Here is a 15,864-nt window from a genome sequence, read left to right on the forward strand (position 1 = left end):
TGTATAAGAGACAGCGCGACATCTTCTGTCGCGGGCCCGGCGCTGGTCGTGTGCGGATGCAGCGCGTGGTCAGCCGCCCTTGCGCACCTTGGCGATGAGCTGGTCGGTCAGTGCCAGCGCACGGACCTGCCCCTCGGACTCGGGCGTGTTGTCGCCACCGGCCAGCGACGGCGAGGTGTAATACCGCCCGTGGATGCCGAGCGCCGGCACACCATCGATCTTGTAGGCCTCGGACAGCAGCTTGCCCTGGCGAACCTTGTTCTGCATGCCGAAGGAGTTGTACATCTCGGTGAACTTGGTGCGGTCAGCCCCGTTCTGCACCGCGAACTCGATCAGCGCCTCGGGTCTGTCGAGCTTCTGGCCCTGCTGGTGGATCGCGTAGAACACCTTGCGGTGGATCTGCTCGACCAGGCCGAGGGCCTCCAGCGTCGCGTAGAAGCGCTGCTGCGGCTCGAAGTTGGGGCGGAAGCCCACATGCACGCGCTTGAAGGCCACATCGGCCGGCAGCTTCTTGATCCAGGCCTCCAGCGTCGGCTCGAACGCGTTGCAGTGCGGGCAGCCGTACCAGAAGAACTCGATCACCTCGATCTTGCCCGCAGGCGCGGACACCGCCACCGGCGTGGACAGCCGCACGAAGTGCTTGCCTTCCTGGAACGCACCCTGGGCCGAGACCAGGGGGCTGACACCGGCCAGCGCGAGGGCGGCGGTGCTGCCCACGACAAACTCACGACGCTTCATGCAATGTTTCCTTTCGATGATCACGACGGATCAGAGTGGGTCCGTGCAGCAAGGTTCAACGCGGCACGCGCACCAGCGCCGCTTCGCCATAACCGGACGCCGTCGTCTGGTCGCGCATCCGCTCTGCATCTTCGCGCGTCTCGAACGGCCCCAGGCGCACACGGTACATCAGGCGTCCGGACTGTTCCCGTTCCGTGATGCGGGCTTTCAGACCCCCCATCGCCAGCTTGGCTCGCTGCTGCTCGGCGTCGTCGGTGCTGACGTAGGCACCGACCTGCACGAAGTAGACAAACGCGTCAGCCCCCGGCTTGGCTGACGCACTGGCGGCCGTGGCCGCGGCCGATGCATGGGCTGCCGCCGCACTGGCCGCCCGCGCCGGCGCGCTGGACGCCGCGGCCACACCGGCCGCGGCATTCGCGACTGCGCTGGCCACGGCATCCTGGGTGGCAGCCGCAGGGCTGGGGCTGCCATCCGTGCGCGCCAGGCCCGACCCGGGCTTGGCCGGGTTCTTGCCATGCAACGGCGAGTTGGGATCCCAGTGCTTGTTTTTCTCGATCTCGGCCGCATCCTGTTCGGCGGTGCGCTGCGGCACCTTGTCCAGGAACGGGATCGGGGCCTTGGTCACGTAGAGCGCCACGCCCAGTGCCAACACCAGGCCGACCAGCAGCCCCACCACCATGCCGACGCCGAAGCCGCCGCGCTGTGTCTTGCCATTCGATGCCATCGCCAATCTCCTACATCTTGCGTGGTGCGCTGACGCCGAGCACCGCCAGCGCGTTGCGCAGCACCTGCGCGGTGGCCTGCAGCAGCGCCATGCGGGCTGGCATGGCCGCGGTGTCGCCATCGAGGAAACGCACCGCAGCGTAGTAGCTGTGGTACGCCGACGCCACATCGCGCAGGTAGAACGCCACGTCGTGCGGAGCCAGATCCACCGCCGCCCGGCCCAGCATCTCCGGGTACTCGGCCAGCCTGTTCATCAGTGCCACCTCGGTCGGCGCGATCAGCCCCGACAGGTCGGCCGCGGCCAGCGCGGCCGGTGACACGTCGCCCTGGTGCTCCTCGGCGTACTTCGCCAGCACCGAGCAGATGCGCGCATGGGCGTACTGCACGTAGAACACCGGGTTCTCGTCGTTGGCCTGCAGCGCGAGGTCCACGTCGAAGACGAACTCGGTGTCGGCCTTGCGGCTGATCAGGAAGAAGCGCACCGCGTCGCGGCTGGTCCAGTCGATCAGGTCGCGCAGCGTGACGTAGCTGCCGGCGCGCTTGGAGATCTTGACCTCCTCGCCGCCCTTCATCACCGTGACCATCTTGTGCAGCACGTAATCCGGGAAACCCGCCGGGATGCCCACACCCGCGGCCTGCAAGCCGGCGCGCACGCGGGCGATGGTGCCGTGGTGGTCGCTGCCCTGCACGTTGACGACCTTGTCGAAGCCGCGCTGCCACTTGTGGATGTGGTAGGCCACGTCCGGCACGAAGTAGGTGAACGTGCCGTCGGACTTGCGCATCACGCGGTCCTTGTCGTCGCCGTAGTCGGTCGAGCGCAGCCAGAGCGCGCCGCCTTCCTCGAAGGTCTTGCCGGCGCCCACCAGCTTCTGCACCGCCTCGGCGACCCGGCCGCTGCTGTAGAGGCCGGACTCCAGGTAGTAGTGGTCGAAGCGCACGCCGAAGGCCTGCAGGTCCAGGTCCTGCTCGTGGCGCAGGTAGGCGACCGCGAACTGGCGGATGCTGTCGAGATCGGCCGGGTCACCGGAGGCGGTGAATTCGCGGTCATCGGCCTTGACGGTGGCCTGCTGGCGGAAGGCCTCGGCGATGTCGCCGATGTACTCGCCGTTGTAGGCCGACTCAGGCCAGCCGGCGTCGCCCGGCTTCAGGCCGTTCAGGCGGCACTGGGTCGAAGTGGCGAGCGTGCCGATCTGCACACCGGCGTCGTTGTAATAGAACTCGCGGTGGACCTGCCAGCCCTGGGTCGCGTAGAGGTTGCACAGCGCGTCGCCGAGCGCACCCTGGCGGCCATGGCCGACATGCAGCGGGCCGGTCGGGTTCGCCGAGACGAACTCCACCATCACACGGCGGCCGCTGTCCGCGCGCACGCCGAAGCGCTCGGCCTCGGCCAGCACCTGCGCGACCACCTGCTGGCGGGCGGCGGGCTTGAGACGGAGGTTGATGAAACCGGGACCGGCGATCTCCATCGCCTCGACCCACTGCTGCGCCGCGGGCTGCGCCTGCAGCGCCACGATCAGCGCCTGCGCGAGCGCACGCGGGTTCTGCTTCAGCGGGCGGGCGAGCTGCATCGCCAGCGTGCAGGCCAGATCACCATGGGAGGCCTGCTTGGGGTTCTCGAAGGCAGGCTCGACCGCCGCACCGGGCGCGATCTCGGCCAGCGCGTCACCGAGCGCGGCGAGGAGTTGCTCTTTGGCTTGAATCATGCGCGGATTCTACGGGGCAGGTCGGCGCGCAATCCGCACTTGTCCCGGCGGCCCGGGAGTGAAAAGATCGGTGATTGCCTTCTGACCTTCCCATGATCGACTGCACCGCACCGGTTCTGCCCCAGCGCATCGGCAAGTACCGCGTCGTCCGACGCCTCGGCGAAGGCACGACGAGCGAGGTCTTCCTCTGCCATGACGAGTTCAACGACCGCCCCGTCGCGGTCAAGCAGGTGCGCGCCAGCGTGCTGAGCGACACCAACGATGGCCACATGTTCTCGCGCTTCTTCGCCTCGGAGGCAGCGCTGGCCGGCCGGCTGCACCACCCCAACGTGGTCGAGATCTTCGATGCCATCCCGGACCCGGTGGCGCCCTACGTGGTCATGGAGTACGTGCCCGGCACCACGCTGCGCGCCTTCTGCCAGCCCGGCCACCTGCTGCCGCTGGAGCAGATCGTCGAAATCGGCTTCAAGTGCGCGATGGCGCTGGGTTACTGCTACCGGCAAGGCCTCGTCCACCGTGACGTCAAACCGGCCAACATCCTGACGCTGACCCAGGGCCACAACACCGAGATCCACGACATCAAGCTGACCGACTTCGGCAGCGCGCTCAACCTGACATCGGATGCCACGCAGGTCCACCGCGTCGGCTCGCTGGCCTACATGTCGCCCGAGCAGCTCGACGGCAGCGAGCTGGACGCGCGGGCCGACATCTACGGCCTCGGTGCGGTGCTCTACCACCTGATCGCCGGACGTGCCCCCTTCGAGGCGACCAGCCAGGCCAGCCTGATGCACCAGATCTGCCACCTCCAGGCGCCGAGCCTGGTGGGTCTGCGCACCGGGGTGACACCGGCGCTCGATCAGGTGGTCCAGCGCTGCCTGGCCAAGCGCGCCGACGACCGTTACGCCTCGTGGGATGCGGTGGGCGAGGCGCTGTCGCAGCTCATCACGATGCACCACGTGCCGCGTGGCACCTCGCAAGGCGTGCTCGACTCGGAACGCTTCACGCTGCTGCGCACCCTCGACTTCTTCACCCAGTTCGGCGACGTGGCGCTGTGGGAAGTCGTGCACCGGGCACGCTGGCAGCGGTTTCCGGTCGGCCACACCCTCTACAACCGCGGCGAAGAGGGGCGCACCTTCCACATCATCGCCAGCGGCGCGGTCGAGGTCTACCGTGACGCCCGCCGCGTCGCGCAGCTTGGCGCGGGCACCTCGGTCGGCGAGATGGCCTATCTAGCGCCCAATCCGGAGCTGCGCCGCCACAGCACCGACATCGTCGTCACCGAGTCGGCCACCGCCATCTCCTTCACGCCGGAGACGCTGGCACGGCTGAGCCCGCAGACCCGCCACCTCTTCGACGAGGCCTTCATCCGCGTGCTGGTGCGCCGCCTGCATGCCGCCCATGAGGCACTCGCCCACCCGCGGCGCATCCTCTGATTCCCTATTGCCGAAATGGTGCAGTCCGGTTTCAATGCAATCGGCGACCTTCTGCCGCTCAACCAAGGAATCGACCATGAAGACACTGATCACCGTGCTGGCCCTCGCACTGGCCGGTCTGGCCACCACCGCCCACGCCGCTGACGCAGCCTGCGAAGCCAAGGCGGGCGAGAAGAAGCTGGCGGGCGCCGCCAAGAACAGCTTCATGAAGAAGTGCGAGCGTGAGTCCGGCGGTGCCGCCGCGCAGAGCGCCTGCGACGCCAAGGCGGGCGAGAAGAAGCTGGCGGGTGCGGCCAAGAACAGCTTCGTCAAGAAGTGCGTGAAGGACGCCGCTGCCGGCTGATTGATCTCCCTTCGTCCGATGTGCAGGCCGCGCCTGCGCCGGGCGGTCCTTATCATGCAGACATGGACACGCTCTATCTCGGGGTCAAGACCCTGCACATCATCTTCATCGCCAGCTGGTTTGCCGGGCTGTTCTACCTGCCCCGCATCCTGGTCAATCTGGCGATGGTCGCGCCCGACAGCCACGCCGAGCGCGAGCGCCTGCTCCTCATGGCGCGCAAGCTGCATCGTTTCTCGACGCTGCTGATGGCCGTCGCGCTGGCGAGCGGCCTCTGGCTGTGGCTGGGCTACGGCCTCTGGCGCGGACCCGGCAACGGCTGGCTGCACGCCAAGCTGGCGCTGGTCGTCGCCGTGATCGGCTTCCACCACGTCAATGCGCGCCTGCTGCGCCGGTTCGAGCACGCTGCCAACCAGCGCAGCCATGTCTGGTTCCGCGTCTACAACGAGGTGTCGGTGCTGCTGTTCGCGGCCATCGTCACCCTGGTGGTGTTCAAGCCCTTCTGACACATCGGTCTGCCGATGCCCGCCTACCGATCCTCCTCCTGGCCGCTGGCCTGGATGTGGGCGGGCCTGATCTTCTACGCCAGCCTGCATCCCTTCTGGCCCTGGCAATGGCCGGTGCAACCCCCCGGGCAGGACTGGCGCGACCTGTTGTGGCTACCGATGTCGCGCTACACGCGCTTCGATTTCTGGTCCAACTACCTGGCCTACCAGCCGCTCGGGCTGCTGCTGGGGCTGGCCTGGCTGCGGGGCGGCCTGCCACCGTGGCGTGCAGGCCTGCAGGCCACGCTGGTCGGCGTGCTGCTGTCGCTGTCGATGGAGTGGACGCAATACTTCCTGCCGCTGCGCGTGCCGTCGCGGATGGACTGGGCGCTCAACAGCGCCGGCGCCCTGACGGGGGCGGTGCTCGCGCTGGTGCTGCAGCGTCTGGGCCTGCTGGCGCACTGGCAACGCCTGCGCGACGGACTCTTCGTGCCACACGGCACACTGGGTCTGATGCTGCTGCTGTCATGGCCGATCGGGCTGCTGTTTCCGACACCGGTGCCACTGAGTCCGGGCCAGGGTCTCGTGCGGCTGGCCACGCTGCTGGACAGCTGGCTGGCCGGCACGCCATTCGCCGGCTGGGTGCCGCTGCCCACGCCTGGCAGCACGCTGGCGCCGGGCATCGAGGCGCTGGTCACCGCGCTCGGCCTGCTCGCGCCGTGTCTGGTGAGTTTCGTGATGCTGCGCCGCGCTCGCCACCGGCTGGTCACCCTGGCAGGCGCCTGCGCGCTGGGCATCAGCGCCACGGCCCTGTCCACGGCGCTGAATTTCGGTCCGGACCACGCCATGTCCTGGCTGACGCCGCCGGTGCTTCCGGGGGTGCTGATGGGACTGATCCTGGGCGGTGCACTGGCGTTCATGCACCGTCGGGTGACCGCGACCATCGGGCTGGTCCTGCTGACCATCCTGATCGCACTGGTCAACCAGACCAGCGCGGATCCGTATTTCGCCCTGAGCCTGAAAGCCTGGGAACAAGGCCGCTTCATCCGCTTCCATGGGTTGGCGCAGTGGATCGGCTGGGTGTGGCCACTGGCGGCTTTGATATTCCTGATGATCCAGGTCATCACACCCCCCAGGCCGCGCCCCCCGGATGCCCCGCAGGCAACGTCCCCGACAGCCTGACTCCTACAATCCCGCCATGCGCACGCCCAGCTACTACCAACGCCACATCTTCTTCTGCCTGAACCAGCGCGACAACGGCCAATCCAGCTGCGGGGACCACCCGGCACAGGCCGGCTTCGACCGCTGCAAGCAGCAGGTGAAAGCCGCCGGACTGGCCGGCCCCGGCCAGGTCCGGGTCAACAAGGCGGGCTGTCTCGACCGCTGCGCGGGTGGCCCGGTCGCCGTGGTCTATCCCGAAGCGACCTGGTACACCTTCGTCGATGACAGCGACATCGACGAGATCGTCGAGTCGCACCTGAAGAACGGCCAGGTCGTCGAACGTCTGGTGCTGCCGGCCCATGTCGGCCGCTGAGCGGATGGCTCGCCGATGAACGCCCAGACCGAACGCCTGCACGTGGCCGGACCGGCCGGTGCCATCGAGGTGGCCGTCGATCGGCCGCCGGGCATCGACACGCCGCGCGGCGTGGCCGTGCTGGCCCATCCGCACCCGCTGTTCGGCGGCACGATGGACAACAAGGTCGTGCAGACCATGGCCCGCGCCTTCCTGCAGATGGGCTACCGCGTGGCACGCTTCAATTTTCGCGGTGTCGGCACCACCGAGGGGGTGCACGACGAGGGCCGTGGCGAGAGCGACGACCTGCTCGCCGTGGTCGCCGCGCAGCGCATCGCAGGCCTGCCGCTGGCGCTCGGCGGATTCTCGTTCGGCGCCTACGTGACCACGCTGGCGGCCGCCCGGCTGGAAGGCGAGCAGCGTGCCGAACGCCTGCTGCTGGTCGGCCCGTCCACGCAGCGCGCCCGGCCGGCCGATGTGCCGGAAGACACCGTGGTCCTCCACGGCGAGACCGACGACGTCGTGCCCCTGTCCGCCGTGCTCGACTGGGCTCGCCCGCAACACCTGCCCGTCACCGTGGTGCCCGGTGTGGGCCATTTCTTCCACGGTCAACTGCCCCGCCTGCGCCAGCTCATCGTGCGCAGCTGGCACTGACCCCTGAACCTGAATCGACTCCACCGATGAAACGACTCCTTGCCACCCTGGCGATGGCCCTGGTCCTGCCGCACACCCTGGCACAGACCCCGCCGCAGCCCCCCGAGATCGCCGCCAAGGCCTACGTGCTGCTCGACCTGAGCGCCGACCAGGCCCTGGCCGGCCGCAACCCCGATGCCACCGTCGAGCCCGCATCCCTCACCAAGCTGATGACCGCCTACCTGGTCTTCCAGGCGCTGCGCGACAAGAAGCTCACCCTCGACCAGGAACTCACCGTCTCCGAGCGTGCCTGGCGCACCGGCATGACCGATGCGTCACGCATGTACATCCAGGTCGGCAACAAGGTGAAGGTCGAAGACCTCATCAAGGGCATGATCGTGCAGAGCGGCAACGACGCCACCGTGCTGCTGGCCGAGGCGATCGGCGGCTCGGTGGAAAACTTCGTCGCGATGATGAACCGCCAGGCGCAGGCCTTCGGTCTGAAGGTGTCACAGTTCAAGAACCCGGAAGGCCTGCCCGCGCCCGGCCATGTCAGCACGGTGCGCGAACTCGGCACCATCGCCACGCGGCTGCTGGTCGACTTCCCCGGCGATGTGCGCTACTACGCCATCAAGGAATTCACCTACAACAAGATCACGCAGCAGAACCGCAACCTGCTGCTGTGGCGCGACCCGAGCGTGGACGGCCTGAAGACCGGCTACACCGACGCGGCCGGCTACTGCCTGATCGCCACCGCCAAGCGCGATTTCCCCAACGGCCCGCGCCGACTGATCAGCGTGGTCGTGGGGGCCGCCTCCAAGGAGGCGCGTGCCGTCGAGAGCCAGAAGCTGCTCAACTGGGGCTACAGCGCCTGGGACTCGGTCAAGGTCTACGACGCCCGCCAGGTGATCACGCAGGCCGAGGTCTGGAAGGGTGCCGCCGCCGCCGCCAAGCTGGGCACGCAGTCACCGGTGGTCGTCTCGGTGCCGCGCGGCGAGGGCGGGCAGCTCAAGACGCAGCTCGTGCGCACCGACCCGCTGATCGCGCCGCTGACCAAGGGGCAGCAGGTCGGCACGCTCAAGGTGCTGTCGGGCACGCGGGTGGTGAGCGAGATTCCGGTGACCGTGCTGGAGCCGGTGGAGCAGGCGGGCATGTTCGGCCGCGCCTGGGACACACTGCGCCTGTGGATGCGCTGAGCGGGAGCCGGACATGAGCGATCCCCGGGACATTCCACCCGAGCAGTCACTGATCGAATACCCCTGCGACTTTCCGATCAAGGTCATGGGTGCGAACGTGGCAGGCTTCGCGGTGGCCATCGCACACGTGGCCCGGCAGTTCGATCCTGGGTTCGACGCCCTGACCATCGAACAGCGCCCGAGCAAGGGTGGCAACTACCTCGGCCTGACCATCACCATCCGCGCCACCAGCCGGGCGCAACTCGACGAGCTGTACCGCACGCTGACGACGCACCCGATGGTGAAGATGGTGCTCTGAACGTCCGGCTGCCGGGGCCGGGGCCGGACGTGACTCACATGTCCAGCAGCCAGGCGATCACGCTCTTGGCCACGAAGCCCACCATGCCGAAGGCCAGCACGACGAACAGCACGAAGGTGCCGAAGCGGCCGGCCTTCGCCTCGCGCGCCAGCTGCGCGATGACAAACAGCATGTAGAGGATGAACGAGCCGATGCCGACGGTCAGTCCGAAGTGGGCCAGTTGTTCCTCGTTGTAGCCGAACATGGGCAGGAGTGCGGGGCGCAGTGCTGAGGGGTCGGGGGAGAAGGGCGCCGCGATCTTACGCGCAGAGCCTGCGGCGACACTGCGGTTGCAGCGGTGAATGGCTTGATCCAGCGCAAGCCCGCTGGCTGACGCGCACCGCAGCCGGTCAAGGTGCTGCGTACAGATCCCGGTAGGCGTACCAGCTCGCGTGGCCGAGCATCGGCACGACGAACACCAGTCCGACCAGCATGGCCCCCAGTCCGAGCAGCGTGAAGCCCATCACCAGCGCGGCCCACACCGCCATCGGCAACGGGTTGTCCAGCACCGTGCGCCAGCTCGCCAGCACGGCTTCCCAGACACCGATCGGCCGGTCGAGCATCATCGGAATCGCCACCACGCTGGACGCGAACACCGGCGCCGCCAGCAGACCACCCAGCGCCAGCCACAGCTCGAACAGCCACGAGTCCCGGTTGGCCACCACGTGGCGCAGGAAATCGACCGGCGTGTCGATCCGGTGCGGTGCCAGCAGCGTGATCAGCGCGGCCGAGGTCATCACCCAGCAGGTTCCGGCGGCCGCCAGCAGCAGGCCGAACACCACCAGCCGCCGGTCCAGCGACCGCCACACGGCCACCACGGTCGACCAGCCGGCCGCCTCGCCCCGCTCCAGCGCCCGGCTCACGGCGTACAGCCCGGTCGCCAGGATGGGCGCCACCAGCAGGAACCCCGACAGCGACCCTGCCAGCACCCAGAACCGGTCCTTGGCGAACAGCATCAACAGCAGCCCCAGACCGGCCAGCAGGGTCCCATGGCCGAAGCTCACACCCGGAACCTGACGGATGTCATGCCAGGAACGTTCCAGCCAGGTCATGGGCTGCAGCGGGCGCAGCAACCGAACGGCAGAGGGGGCAACAGCGGGGGCATTCATGTCTCCGATGCTAGAGCCAGACGGGCTGCAGCGATACCCGTGCCAGCCCCGAGGCGCCGCGACATATCATCCCGGCATGATCTCCCCCGGCCACGACACCGCCACACAGCGTTACCTCAATGCGCTGGCCCTTTTCGATGAATTCGTGCGCACCGCAGCCAGTACGGCGCCCGATGCGGCGGCCCTGCGCGGACTGGAGCGGCGATTCGCCGAACGCATCGAGATCCAGCCCAGCTACTGGAGCCAGATCAAGGGCCGCTCGCGCCAGATCGGCGAACGGCTGGCGCGCCAGTTCGAGCAGCGCTGCGGCAAGCCCGCCGGCTGGCTGGACCATCCGCAAGGTGCCGCTGCACCAGCGGCGGCTGTGGCAGCACACGCGACCAGCTCCGCAGCGCGCCCCCCCGACACCGGCATGCCGCGCGACGAGGACGAACGCTTCATCGTCGAACTGGTGCTGACCTACTACCGCCGCAATCCGCAGCGCGCCCGCCAGCGACTGCTGGATCTGCTGGGCGAGGTTCTGACGCCTGCACCGGTCGCGCCACCGCCGCCCGCACCACGGCCCACGGCAGCCGCTGCCGACGCAGCCCTCTGGGCACAGGCCCGCCAAAGCATCGCCCCCCTGAAAAAGAAACGCTGAACACCACACGCACACCGCTTGGCCGGCCTCCTGATCGGCAAAGTCTTCACAGATTGATAAACATTCGTTTATCATCTGAGCAACACTCCCCTTGAACCGACACCCACCCGTGTCACGCCCGGACCGTGCTGTCCACGACGACCCAGGCGCGCCGCGGCATGGACTGCCCGGTTCTGCGGAATGACCCTCATGAAGAAACCGTTCCAGTGGTCGATGTACTGCATGAGACCCCGCGATCCCTGATCTCTCGATGAAAGCCGGCCATGTCCCACCTGTTCGCGCACCTGTCCCTGACGTCGCTGTCGACGCTGATGAACCGCCCGCCCGGGAACACCGCTTCCGGCTCCTGGCTGCAGACGCTGCGCCAGCGCCGGGCGCGCCGGCGCCTCGACGGAGAACAGGCCGCGCTCGAAGCGTGTGCCAGCGAAGGGGCCGAAGTGGCGCTGCGTTCGGTCGAACTCGACGGGCAACGTTACGGAGCGCTCTACCGAAACGGCGAGCTGATCTGCCTGCTGCCCCAGGTGCAGGAAACCTGACGGGTCACCCGGGCCTCAAGTCCGGCCCAGACGCCGCCGATAACGCCGATATCCCCTTCCCCGGAGCCGAACATGCTCGCGCAGCCCCTGCCCGATCTCGATGCCTGGTCGCGGTACCTCACGAGCCGACCGATCCCGGTCCTGTCCGACACGGCGGAAGAGCTGGGCCTACTGGCCGAGGTCGAAGCCCGACACGGCACGGTCGATGCCCACCTGATCAACGAGGCCATCGGCAACGACCCGCTCATGACGTTGCGTGTGCTCACCCACGCGACACGCCACCGGGCCGATCGCCAGGTGACCGATGTGGACACGGTGACGGCCGCCGTTGTGCTCATGGGCATCGGGCCGTTCTTCCGGACGTTTTCACCGCTTCCGGTGCTGGAAGACCACCTGCAAGCCTACCCGCAGGGCATCGCGGAAATCCACCGGCTGATCCGCCGGTCCTGGTGCGCGGCCAGGCTGGTGACCGAGTTCGCGTTGCTGCATGCCGACAGCCACGCCATCGCGCTGCAGAAGGCGGCACTGCTGCATGGGCATGCGGAAATCCTGCTGTGGTGCCATGCACCGACGCTGGCGCAGGCGCTGCTGGAACGCCGCGAACAGGCCCCGCACCGGGATGCCGCAGCGCTCGAGCAGGACGTGCTGAACGTCGCGCTGGCTCCCCTGGAACACCGGCTGGCCCAGGACTGGAGCCTGCCGTCCACGCTGCGGCGACTGACCGACCCCGACGACCAGCGCAGCCTGGTGCTGCTGCAACCACAGCGCCGCCTGCTGACCCTGGCGCTGACGCTGGCCGAACGGCTCGACCGCGAAGGCGCACAGGCCACGCCGACGCTGGATGAGCTGGAGGAACTCGCCTCGCTGCTGACCCTGTCGACGCCTGCGGTGCAGCGCCTGATCGACAACACCCTGGCCTGACTGGACAAGCTCAGATCGGCAATGCGTGCTGGAGCTTGATCTGATCGAGCACGAAACTGGTTCGGCATTCCTGCACGCCCGGGTGCTGCAGCAGCGTGTCCATCATGAACCGGCCATGGTGCGCCATGTCAGTCACCACAACCCGCAGCAGGTAGCTCATCGCGGTGCTCAGACAGACACACTCGACGACTTCGGGCCAATCCTGGACGGCTGCGCGGAAGCGCTCGGCGATCCGCGCCGCTGACGTGTCGGCCGGCCGCTGCAGCTGCACCTCGACGAAGGCAGACAGCGCCAAGCCCAGCTTGTGCGGCGGCACGATCGCGGCGTAGCCGGCGATGACCCCCGCGTCTTCCAGCCGACGCACCCGCCGAAGCACGGCGGATGCCGACAACTGCACCTGCGCAGCGAGTTCGTCGTAGGTGATGCGTCCCTGCAGTTGCAGCGCGGCAAGAATGCGCCGGTCCACGGCGTCCAGCGTCAATTCGGAATCCATCGAAGAATCATTGCAGGAATGATCCGTACCATCCTGAATCAGCGCTGAGGACATGCGGGCCGTGCACACCGCTGTCGCAACAGAGACAACCCTCGGTCATGGCTACGGGCAAGCCCCGAGCGTTGATCCTGACACGCAGCTGAACAATCGGGACTCTGTTGAACCGACCGATCCGGAGTCTCCCCATGCACACCACCACCCGCCCCTGGCTGCAGAGCTATCCGGAAGGGGTGCCCGCGGACATCGATGCCGGGCAGGCGCACCGTTCGCTGGTCGATCTGCTCGACACCAGCTTCCACCGCCACGCCAGCAGGCAGGCGGCCCTGTTTCTCGACCAGCCGATCACCTTCCGCACCATCGACGAACAATCGGCCGCACTGGGGGGCTGGCTGCAGGCCAGGGGGCTGGCCCGCGGTGCGCGCGTGGCACTGATGATGCCCAATCTGCCCCAGTACATGGTGGCCATCGCCGCCGTGCTGCGTGCAGGCTTCGTCGTCGTCAACGTCAACCCGCTCTACACCGCGCGCGAACTCCAGCACCAGCTCGTCGACGCGGGCACCGAGGCCATTGTCATCCTGGAGAACTTCGCCGGCACGCTCGCGGAGGTCCTCGTGCAGACGCCGGTGAAGCATGTCGTGCTGGCCTCGATGGGCGACATGCTGCCGCCGTGGCGGCGCCACCTGGTGAACTTCGTGGTGCGCCATGTGCGCAAGATGGTGCCCGAATACCGGCTGCCGGACGGGGGCGAACGCAGCGTCACGCGCTTCAATGACGCCGTTGCGGCAGGCAGCCGCCTGACACTCGCACGCAGCGCCGTCGGCCCCGACGACATCGCCTTCCTGCAGTACACCGGTGGCACGACCGGCGTGTCCAAGGGGGCGACGCTGCTGCACCGCAACGTGGTGGCCAACATCCTGCAAAGCGAAGCGTGGTTCCAACCCATGCTGGACCGCCTCGGCGACCAGCCGATGACCAGCGTGTGCGCGCTGCCGCTCTACCACATCTTCGCCTTGACGGTGTCGTACTTCCTGGGTGCGCGGCTGGGCCATCGGCTGATCCTGATCCCGAATCCGCGCGACCTGCCGGCACTGATCGGCGCGCTCAAGGGCCACCGCATCCACATGTTCCCGGCCGTCAACACGCTCTACAACGCACTGGCCCACAACGCCGAGTTCGCGCGGCTGGACTTCTCGCAGCTCGTCGTCTCCAACGGCGGCGGCATGGCGGTGCAGAAGGCCACCGCCGAGAAGTGGCTCAAGGTCACCGGCTGCCCGATCGCCGAAGGCTACGGCCTGTCGGAAACCTCGCCCGTGGTCACGGCCAACCGCATCGACCTGAAGGAGTTCACCGGCACCATCGGCCTGCCGGTGCCCTCGACCGACATCGCCATCCGCGACGACGACGGACAGGACGTGCCCATCGGCCAGCCGGGCGAGATCTGCATCCGCGGACCGCAGGTGATGGCCGGCTACTGGCGGCGCCCCGACGAAACCGCCCAGGTCATGACCGCCGACGGCTACTTCAAGTCCGGCGACATCGGCGTGATGGACGAGCACGGCTACCTCCGGATCGTCGACCGCAAGAAGGACATGATCCTGGTGTCGGGTTTCAACGTGTACCCGACCGAGATCGAGCAGGTGGTCAACCTGCACCCCGGCGTGCTCGAGTGCGCAGCGATCGGCATCCCGGACATGCGCACTGGCGAAGCAGTCAAGCTGTTCGTCGTCAAGGACGATCCGGCCCTCGCCGAAGAAGACCTCATCGCTTACTGCAAGGACAACTTCACCGCCTACAAGCGGCCGAAGTCCATCGAGTTCCGCGACGAACTGCCCAAGAGCACCGTCGGCAAGATCCTGCGCCGCGCACTGCGCACCTGATATCCACCGTCTCTCCACAGTCTGCGCACCGCCCACTGGCGCTTGCACACCGGCTCCTCACCGGTTGTTCACAGCTTTCCCACGCAGTTGGCCGCGCCGCAACGACAGGCCAGACGGCCTTCGTGGTGTGTTTCACCGTAGTTGCAGGTGATTTCCTCGCCGACGGGAATCGCCCGCATCGCGTAGATCTCGATGCGGCCCTGCCGGATGCGCAGCACCGCGTTGGGTGCACAGGAATGGTTCGTGAAGCGCAGCGGATCGCTCGATCTGGACGCATCGATCGCTCTTCTTGGTGAAATTTCCACCATCATGATGCGTTCCATCGTCTTCACGCGCTCCCACGCTTCATGGACGCTGATCATCTCGCCCCGGATTTCGCCGATCTTGCGGCGTGCCGGAATGGCTTCGCCGGCAAAGGCACCGGTGCCCTCGATCGGACTGGGCGCAGCCAGGACAGCGTACTTCTGAGGGTTGGCAGGCGTGCCCATGGACGGATCCCCGATCGTGAAAGCCGTGGATGGTACGGGTTGCCGTCATCGGGGCAGGCAACCGTGCATGCGCACCACCTGTGACGGGCTGCACGGAACAACTCTGTGGAGAAGCGATGAACAGGTGTGGAGTTGTTCATGGAAAACCAGCCTCCCGGAAAGTTGATCCCTCTGACTCCCGTGCTGCTCCACCGGGTCGCACACAGACTTCTCACCAGCTCAAGTGGTTGATCTACAAAGGAAAAGCAGGGTTGTACACAAAAAACAGGCCCCTCTATTACTATGTACTATCTATAAAAAGATAAATAACAGTACAGAAGAACAAGACGTCGGCACGGACAGGAAGAGAACCTCCACGCTTCACCAGACATGAAGACGCACCACGCCACGGAAGAAGACACGGAGAGACTTGGCCCCATCGCACCCAGGCGCCAGATACAGGCAAACCCGGATCGGCCAACCACAGGCCAAGCTGGCACGCATCTTGAAAGACAGCAGGCCTTGCCAGCGCAAGGCCACAGGCCGCTGGCAAACCATTCCCCGGTTTCTTTCATCCCCAGTCGGAGTCTGCATCCATGAATCACAAGCTCAACGTCGTCATCGCAGCAATTGCCTTTGCAGCAGCCAGCCAGGCCAGCGCGCAGGAAGTGGTCAAGATCGGGCACGTGGGCCCGACGAGCGGGGGCATCGCGCACCTGG

Annotated in this window: 19 protein-coding genes; 12 read left to right on the top strand and 7 right to left on the bottom strand. The window is 67.2% G+C overall.

Annotation, left to right across the window (positions count from 1 at the left end; translation table 11 throughout):
* Nucleotides 1–69: 69 nt before the first annotated feature.
* The 3 genes from AB3X43_RS18760 to argS are packed head-to-tail and all read right to left on the bottom strand — an operon-like array spanning nucleotide 70 to nucleotide 3,164.
* A complete protein-coding gene (locus AB3X43_RS18760; protein WP_369431393.1) occupies nucleotides 70–738 on the bottom strand; it encodes a thiol:disulfide interchange protein DsbA/DsbL in 669 nt (222 codons plus the stop codon).
* Nucleotides 739–793: 55 nt separating this feature from the next.
* Entirely contained in the window at nucleotides 794–1,462 is a 669-nt protein-coding gene (locus AB3X43_RS18765; RefSeq protein WP_369431394.1) for an SPOR domain-containing protein, read from the bottom strand.
* 10 nt (nucleotides 1,463–1,472) lie between these two features.
* Nucleotides 1,473–3,164: an arginine--tRNA ligase gene (gene argS, locus AB3X43_RS18770; protein ID WP_369431395.1), complete on the bottom strand. Its 1,692-nt coding sequence runs from the start codon at nucleotides 3,162–3,164 to the stop codon at nucleotides 1,473–1,475.
* 92 nt (nucleotides 3,165–3,256) lie between these two features.
* Here argS and AB3X43_RS18775 point away from each other — a divergent pair, with 92 nt between their 5' ends.
* The 8 genes from AB3X43_RS18775 (at nucleotide 3,257) to AB3X43_RS18810 (ending at nucleotide 9,062) form a co-directional block, all read left to right on the top strand.
* Entirely contained in the window at nucleotides 3,257–4,597 is a 1,341-nt protein-coding gene (locus AB3X43_RS18775) for a protein kinase domain-containing protein (RefSeq protein WP_369431397.1), read from the top strand.
* 76 nt (nucleotides 4,598–4,673) lie between these two features.
* A complete protein-coding gene (locus AB3X43_RS18780) occupies nucleotides 4,674–4,940 on the top strand; it encodes a hypothetical protein (RefSeq protein WP_369431398.1) in 267 nt (88 codons plus the stop codon).
* Nucleotides 4,941–5,002: 62 nt separating this feature from the next.
* Nucleotides 5,003–5,443, top strand: coding sequence for a CopD family protein (locus AB3X43_RS18785; RefSeq protein WP_369431399.1), 441 nt, complete (start codon nucleotides 5,003–5,005; stop codon nucleotides 5,441–5,443).
* Nucleotides 5,444–5,458: 15 nt separating this feature from the next.
* A complete protein-coding gene (locus AB3X43_RS18790) occupies nucleotides 5,459–6,604 on the top strand; it encodes a VanZ family protein (RefSeq protein WP_369431400.1) in 1,146 nt (381 codons plus the stop codon).
* 16 nt (nucleotides 6,605–6,620) lie between these two features.
* On the top strand, nucleotides 6,621–6,956 hold the full coding sequence (locus tag AB3X43_RS18795; protein WP_369431401.1) for a (2Fe-2S) ferredoxin domain-containing protein: 336 nt from the start codon (nucleotides 6,621–6,623) through the stop codon (nucleotides 6,954–6,956).
* A gap of 15 nt (nucleotides 6,957–6,971) precedes the next feature.
* Nucleotides 6,972–7,589: an alpha/beta hydrolase gene (locus AB3X43_RS18800; protein ID WP_369431402.1), complete on the top strand. Its 618-nt coding sequence runs from the start codon at nucleotides 6,972–6,974 to the stop codon at nucleotides 7,587–7,589.
* Nucleotides 7,590–7,615: 26 nt separating this feature from the next.
* A complete protein-coding gene (locus tag AB3X43_RS18805; RefSeq protein WP_369431403.1) occupies nucleotides 7,616–8,764 on the top strand; it encodes a serine hydrolase in 1,149 nt (382 codons plus the stop codon).
* A 13-nt stretch (nucleotides 8,765–8,777) separates the two neighbouring features.
* The gene (locus AB3X43_RS18810) at nucleotides 8,778–9,062 is read left to right on the top strand and encodes a DUF493 family protein (protein WP_369431404.1); all 285 of its coding nucleotides are present in this window, start codon (nucleotides 8,778–8,780) and stop codon (nucleotides 9,060–9,062) included.
* Between the two features lie 34 nt (nucleotides 9,063–9,096).
* Here the strand turns inward: AB3X43_RS18810 and AB3X43_RS18815 are convergent, their stop codons facing one another.
* Together AB3X43_RS18815 and AB3X43_RS18820 are read right to left on the bottom strand one after the other, a co-directional pair.
* Nucleotides 9,097–9,306 (bottom strand): DUF2788 domain-containing protein, encoded by a 210-nt coding sequence (locus tag AB3X43_RS18815; RefSeq protein WP_369431405.1) that lies wholly within the window; start codon nucleotides 9,304–9,306, stop codon nucleotides 9,097–9,099.
* Between the two features lie 145 nt (nucleotides 9,307–9,451).
* Complete coding sequence (locus AB3X43_RS18820) at nucleotides 9,452–10,210, bottom strand: DUF2189 domain-containing protein (protein WP_369431406.1); 759 nt, start codon at nucleotides 10,208–10,210, stop codon at nucleotides 9,452–9,454.
* 76 nt (nucleotides 10,211–10,286) lie between these two features.
* Here AB3X43_RS18820 and AB3X43_RS18825 point away from each other — a divergent pair, with 76 nt between their 5' ends.
* From AB3X43_RS18825 to AB3X43_RS18835, 3 genes are all read left to right on the top strand, one after another.
* Nucleotides 10,287–10,850, top strand: coding sequence for a hypothetical protein (locus tag AB3X43_RS18825; protein WP_369431407.1), 564 nt, complete (start codon nucleotides 10,287–10,289; stop codon nucleotides 10,848–10,850).
* Nucleotides 10,851–11,113: 263 nt separating this feature from the next.
* On the top strand, nucleotides 11,114–11,386 hold the full coding sequence (locus AB3X43_RS18830) for a hypothetical protein (protein WP_369431409.1): 273 nt from the start codon (nucleotides 11,114–11,116) through the stop codon (nucleotides 11,384–11,386).
* Between the two features lie 72 nt (nucleotides 11,387–11,458).
* Nucleotides 11,459–12,307 carry an HDOD domain-containing protein gene (locus AB3X43_RS18835; RefSeq protein WP_369431410.1) on the top strand — a complete coding sequence of 283 codons (849 nt, stop codon included), beginning with the start codon at nucleotides 11,459–11,461 and terminating at the stop codon, nucleotides 12,305–12,307.
* Nucleotides 12,308–12,317: 10 nt separating this feature from the next.
* On the opposite strand, the gene AB3X43_RS18840 is transcribed toward AB3X43_RS18835, so the two are convergent.
* Nucleotides 12,318–12,800, bottom strand: coding sequence for an Lrp/AsnC family transcriptional regulator (locus tag AB3X43_RS18840; protein ID WP_369431412.1), 483 nt, complete (start codon nucleotides 12,798–12,800; stop codon nucleotides 12,318–12,320).
* A gap of 185 nt (nucleotides 12,801–12,985) precedes the next feature.
* Here AB3X43_RS18840 and AB3X43_RS18845 point away from each other — a divergent pair, with 185 nt between their 5' ends.
* Nucleotides 12,986–14,677 (top strand): long-chain-fatty-acid--CoA ligase, encoded by a 1,692-nt coding sequence (locus tag AB3X43_RS18845; RefSeq protein WP_369431413.1) that lies wholly within the window; start codon nucleotides 12,986–12,988, stop codon nucleotides 14,675–14,677.
* A gap of 68 nt (nucleotides 14,678–14,745) precedes the next feature.
* Here AB3X43_RS18845 and AB3X43_RS18850 read toward each other — a convergent pair whose 3' ends face one another.
* A complete protein-coding gene (locus AB3X43_RS18850) occupies nucleotides 14,746–15,165 on the bottom strand; it encodes an SET domain-containing protein (protein ID WP_369431414.1) in 420 nt (139 codons plus the stop codon).
* Nucleotides 15,166–15,864: the final 699 nt, after the last annotated feature.

The sequence above is a fragment of the Sphaerotilus sp. genome (assembly GCF_041083715.1).
Taxonomy (GTDB): domain Bacteria; phylum Pseudomonadota; class Gammaproteobacteria; order Burkholderiales; family Burkholderiaceae_C; genus Sphaerotilus.

Bases quoted from the DNA above. Each gene is read 5' to 3' on its own strand.
- AB3X43_RS18760 (WP_369431393.1), bottom strand. From the start codon at position 738: ATGAAGCGTCGTGAGTTTGTCGTGGGCAGCACCGCCGCCCTCGCGCTG.
- AB3X43_RS18765 (WP_369431394.1), bottom strand. From the start codon at position 1,462: ATGGCATCGAATGGCAAGACACAGCGCGGCGGCTTCGGCGTCGGCATG.
- argS (WP_369431395.1), bottom strand. From the start codon at position 3,164: ATGATTCAAGCCAAAGAGCAACTCCTCGCCGCGCTCGGTGACGCGCTG.
- AB3X43_RS18775 (WP_369431397.1), top strand. From the start codon at position 3,257: ATGATCGACTGCACCGCACCGGTTCTGCCCCAGCGCATCGGCAAGTAC.
- AB3X43_RS18780 (WP_369431398.1), top strand. From the start codon at position 4,674: ATGAAGACACTGATCACCGTGCTGGCCCTCGCACTGGCCGGTCTGGCC.
- AB3X43_RS18785 (WP_369431399.1), top strand. From the start codon at position 5,003: ATGGACACGCTCTATCTCGGGGTCAAGACCCTGCACATCATCTTCATC.
- AB3X43_RS18790 (WP_369431400.1), top strand. From the start codon at position 5,459: ATGCCCGCCTACCGATCCTCCTCCTGGCCGCTGGCCTGGATGTGGGCG.
- AB3X43_RS18795 (WP_369431401.1), top strand. From the start codon at position 6,621: ATGCGCACGCCCAGCTACTACCAACGCCACATCTTCTTCTGCCTGAAC.
- AB3X43_RS18800 (WP_369431402.1), top strand. From the start codon at position 6,972: ATGAACGCCCAGACCGAACGCCTGCACGTGGCCGGACCGGCCGGTGCC.
- AB3X43_RS18805 (WP_369431403.1), top strand. From the start codon at position 7,616: ATGAAACGACTCCTTGCCACCCTGGCGATGGCCCTGGTCCTGCCGCAC.
- AB3X43_RS18810 (WP_369431404.1), top strand. From the start codon at position 8,778: ATGAGCGATCCCCGGGACATTCCACCCGAGCAGTCACTGATCGAATAC.
- AB3X43_RS18815 (WP_369431405.1), bottom strand. From the start codon at position 9,306: ATGTTCGGCTACAACGAGGAACAACTGGCCCACTTCGGACTGACCGTC.
- AB3X43_RS18820 (WP_369431406.1), bottom strand. From the start codon at position 10,210: ATGAATGCCCCCGCTGTTGCCCCCTCTGCCGTTCGGTTGCTGCGCCCG.
- AB3X43_RS18825 (WP_369431407.1), top strand. From the start codon at position 10,287: ATGATCTCCCCCGGCCACGACACCGCCACACAGCGTTACCTCAATGCG.
- AB3X43_RS18830 (WP_369431409.1), top strand. From the start codon at position 11,114: ATGTCCCACCTGTTCGCGCACCTGTCCCTGACGTCGCTGTCGACGCTG.
- AB3X43_RS18835 (WP_369431410.1), top strand. From the start codon at position 11,459: ATGCTCGCGCAGCCCCTGCCCGATCTCGATGCCTGGTCGCGGTACCTC.
- AB3X43_RS18840 (WP_369431412.1), bottom strand. From the start codon at position 12,800: ATGGATTCCGAATTGACGCTGGACGCCGTGGACCGGCGCATTCTTGCC.
- AB3X43_RS18845 (WP_369431413.1), top strand. From the start codon at position 12,986: ATGCACACCACCACCCGCCCCTGGCTGCAGAGCTATCCGGAAGGGGTG.
- AB3X43_RS18850 (WP_369431414.1), bottom strand. From the start codon at position 15,165: ATGGGCACGCCTGCCAACCCTCAGAAGTACGCTGTCCTGGCTGCGCCC.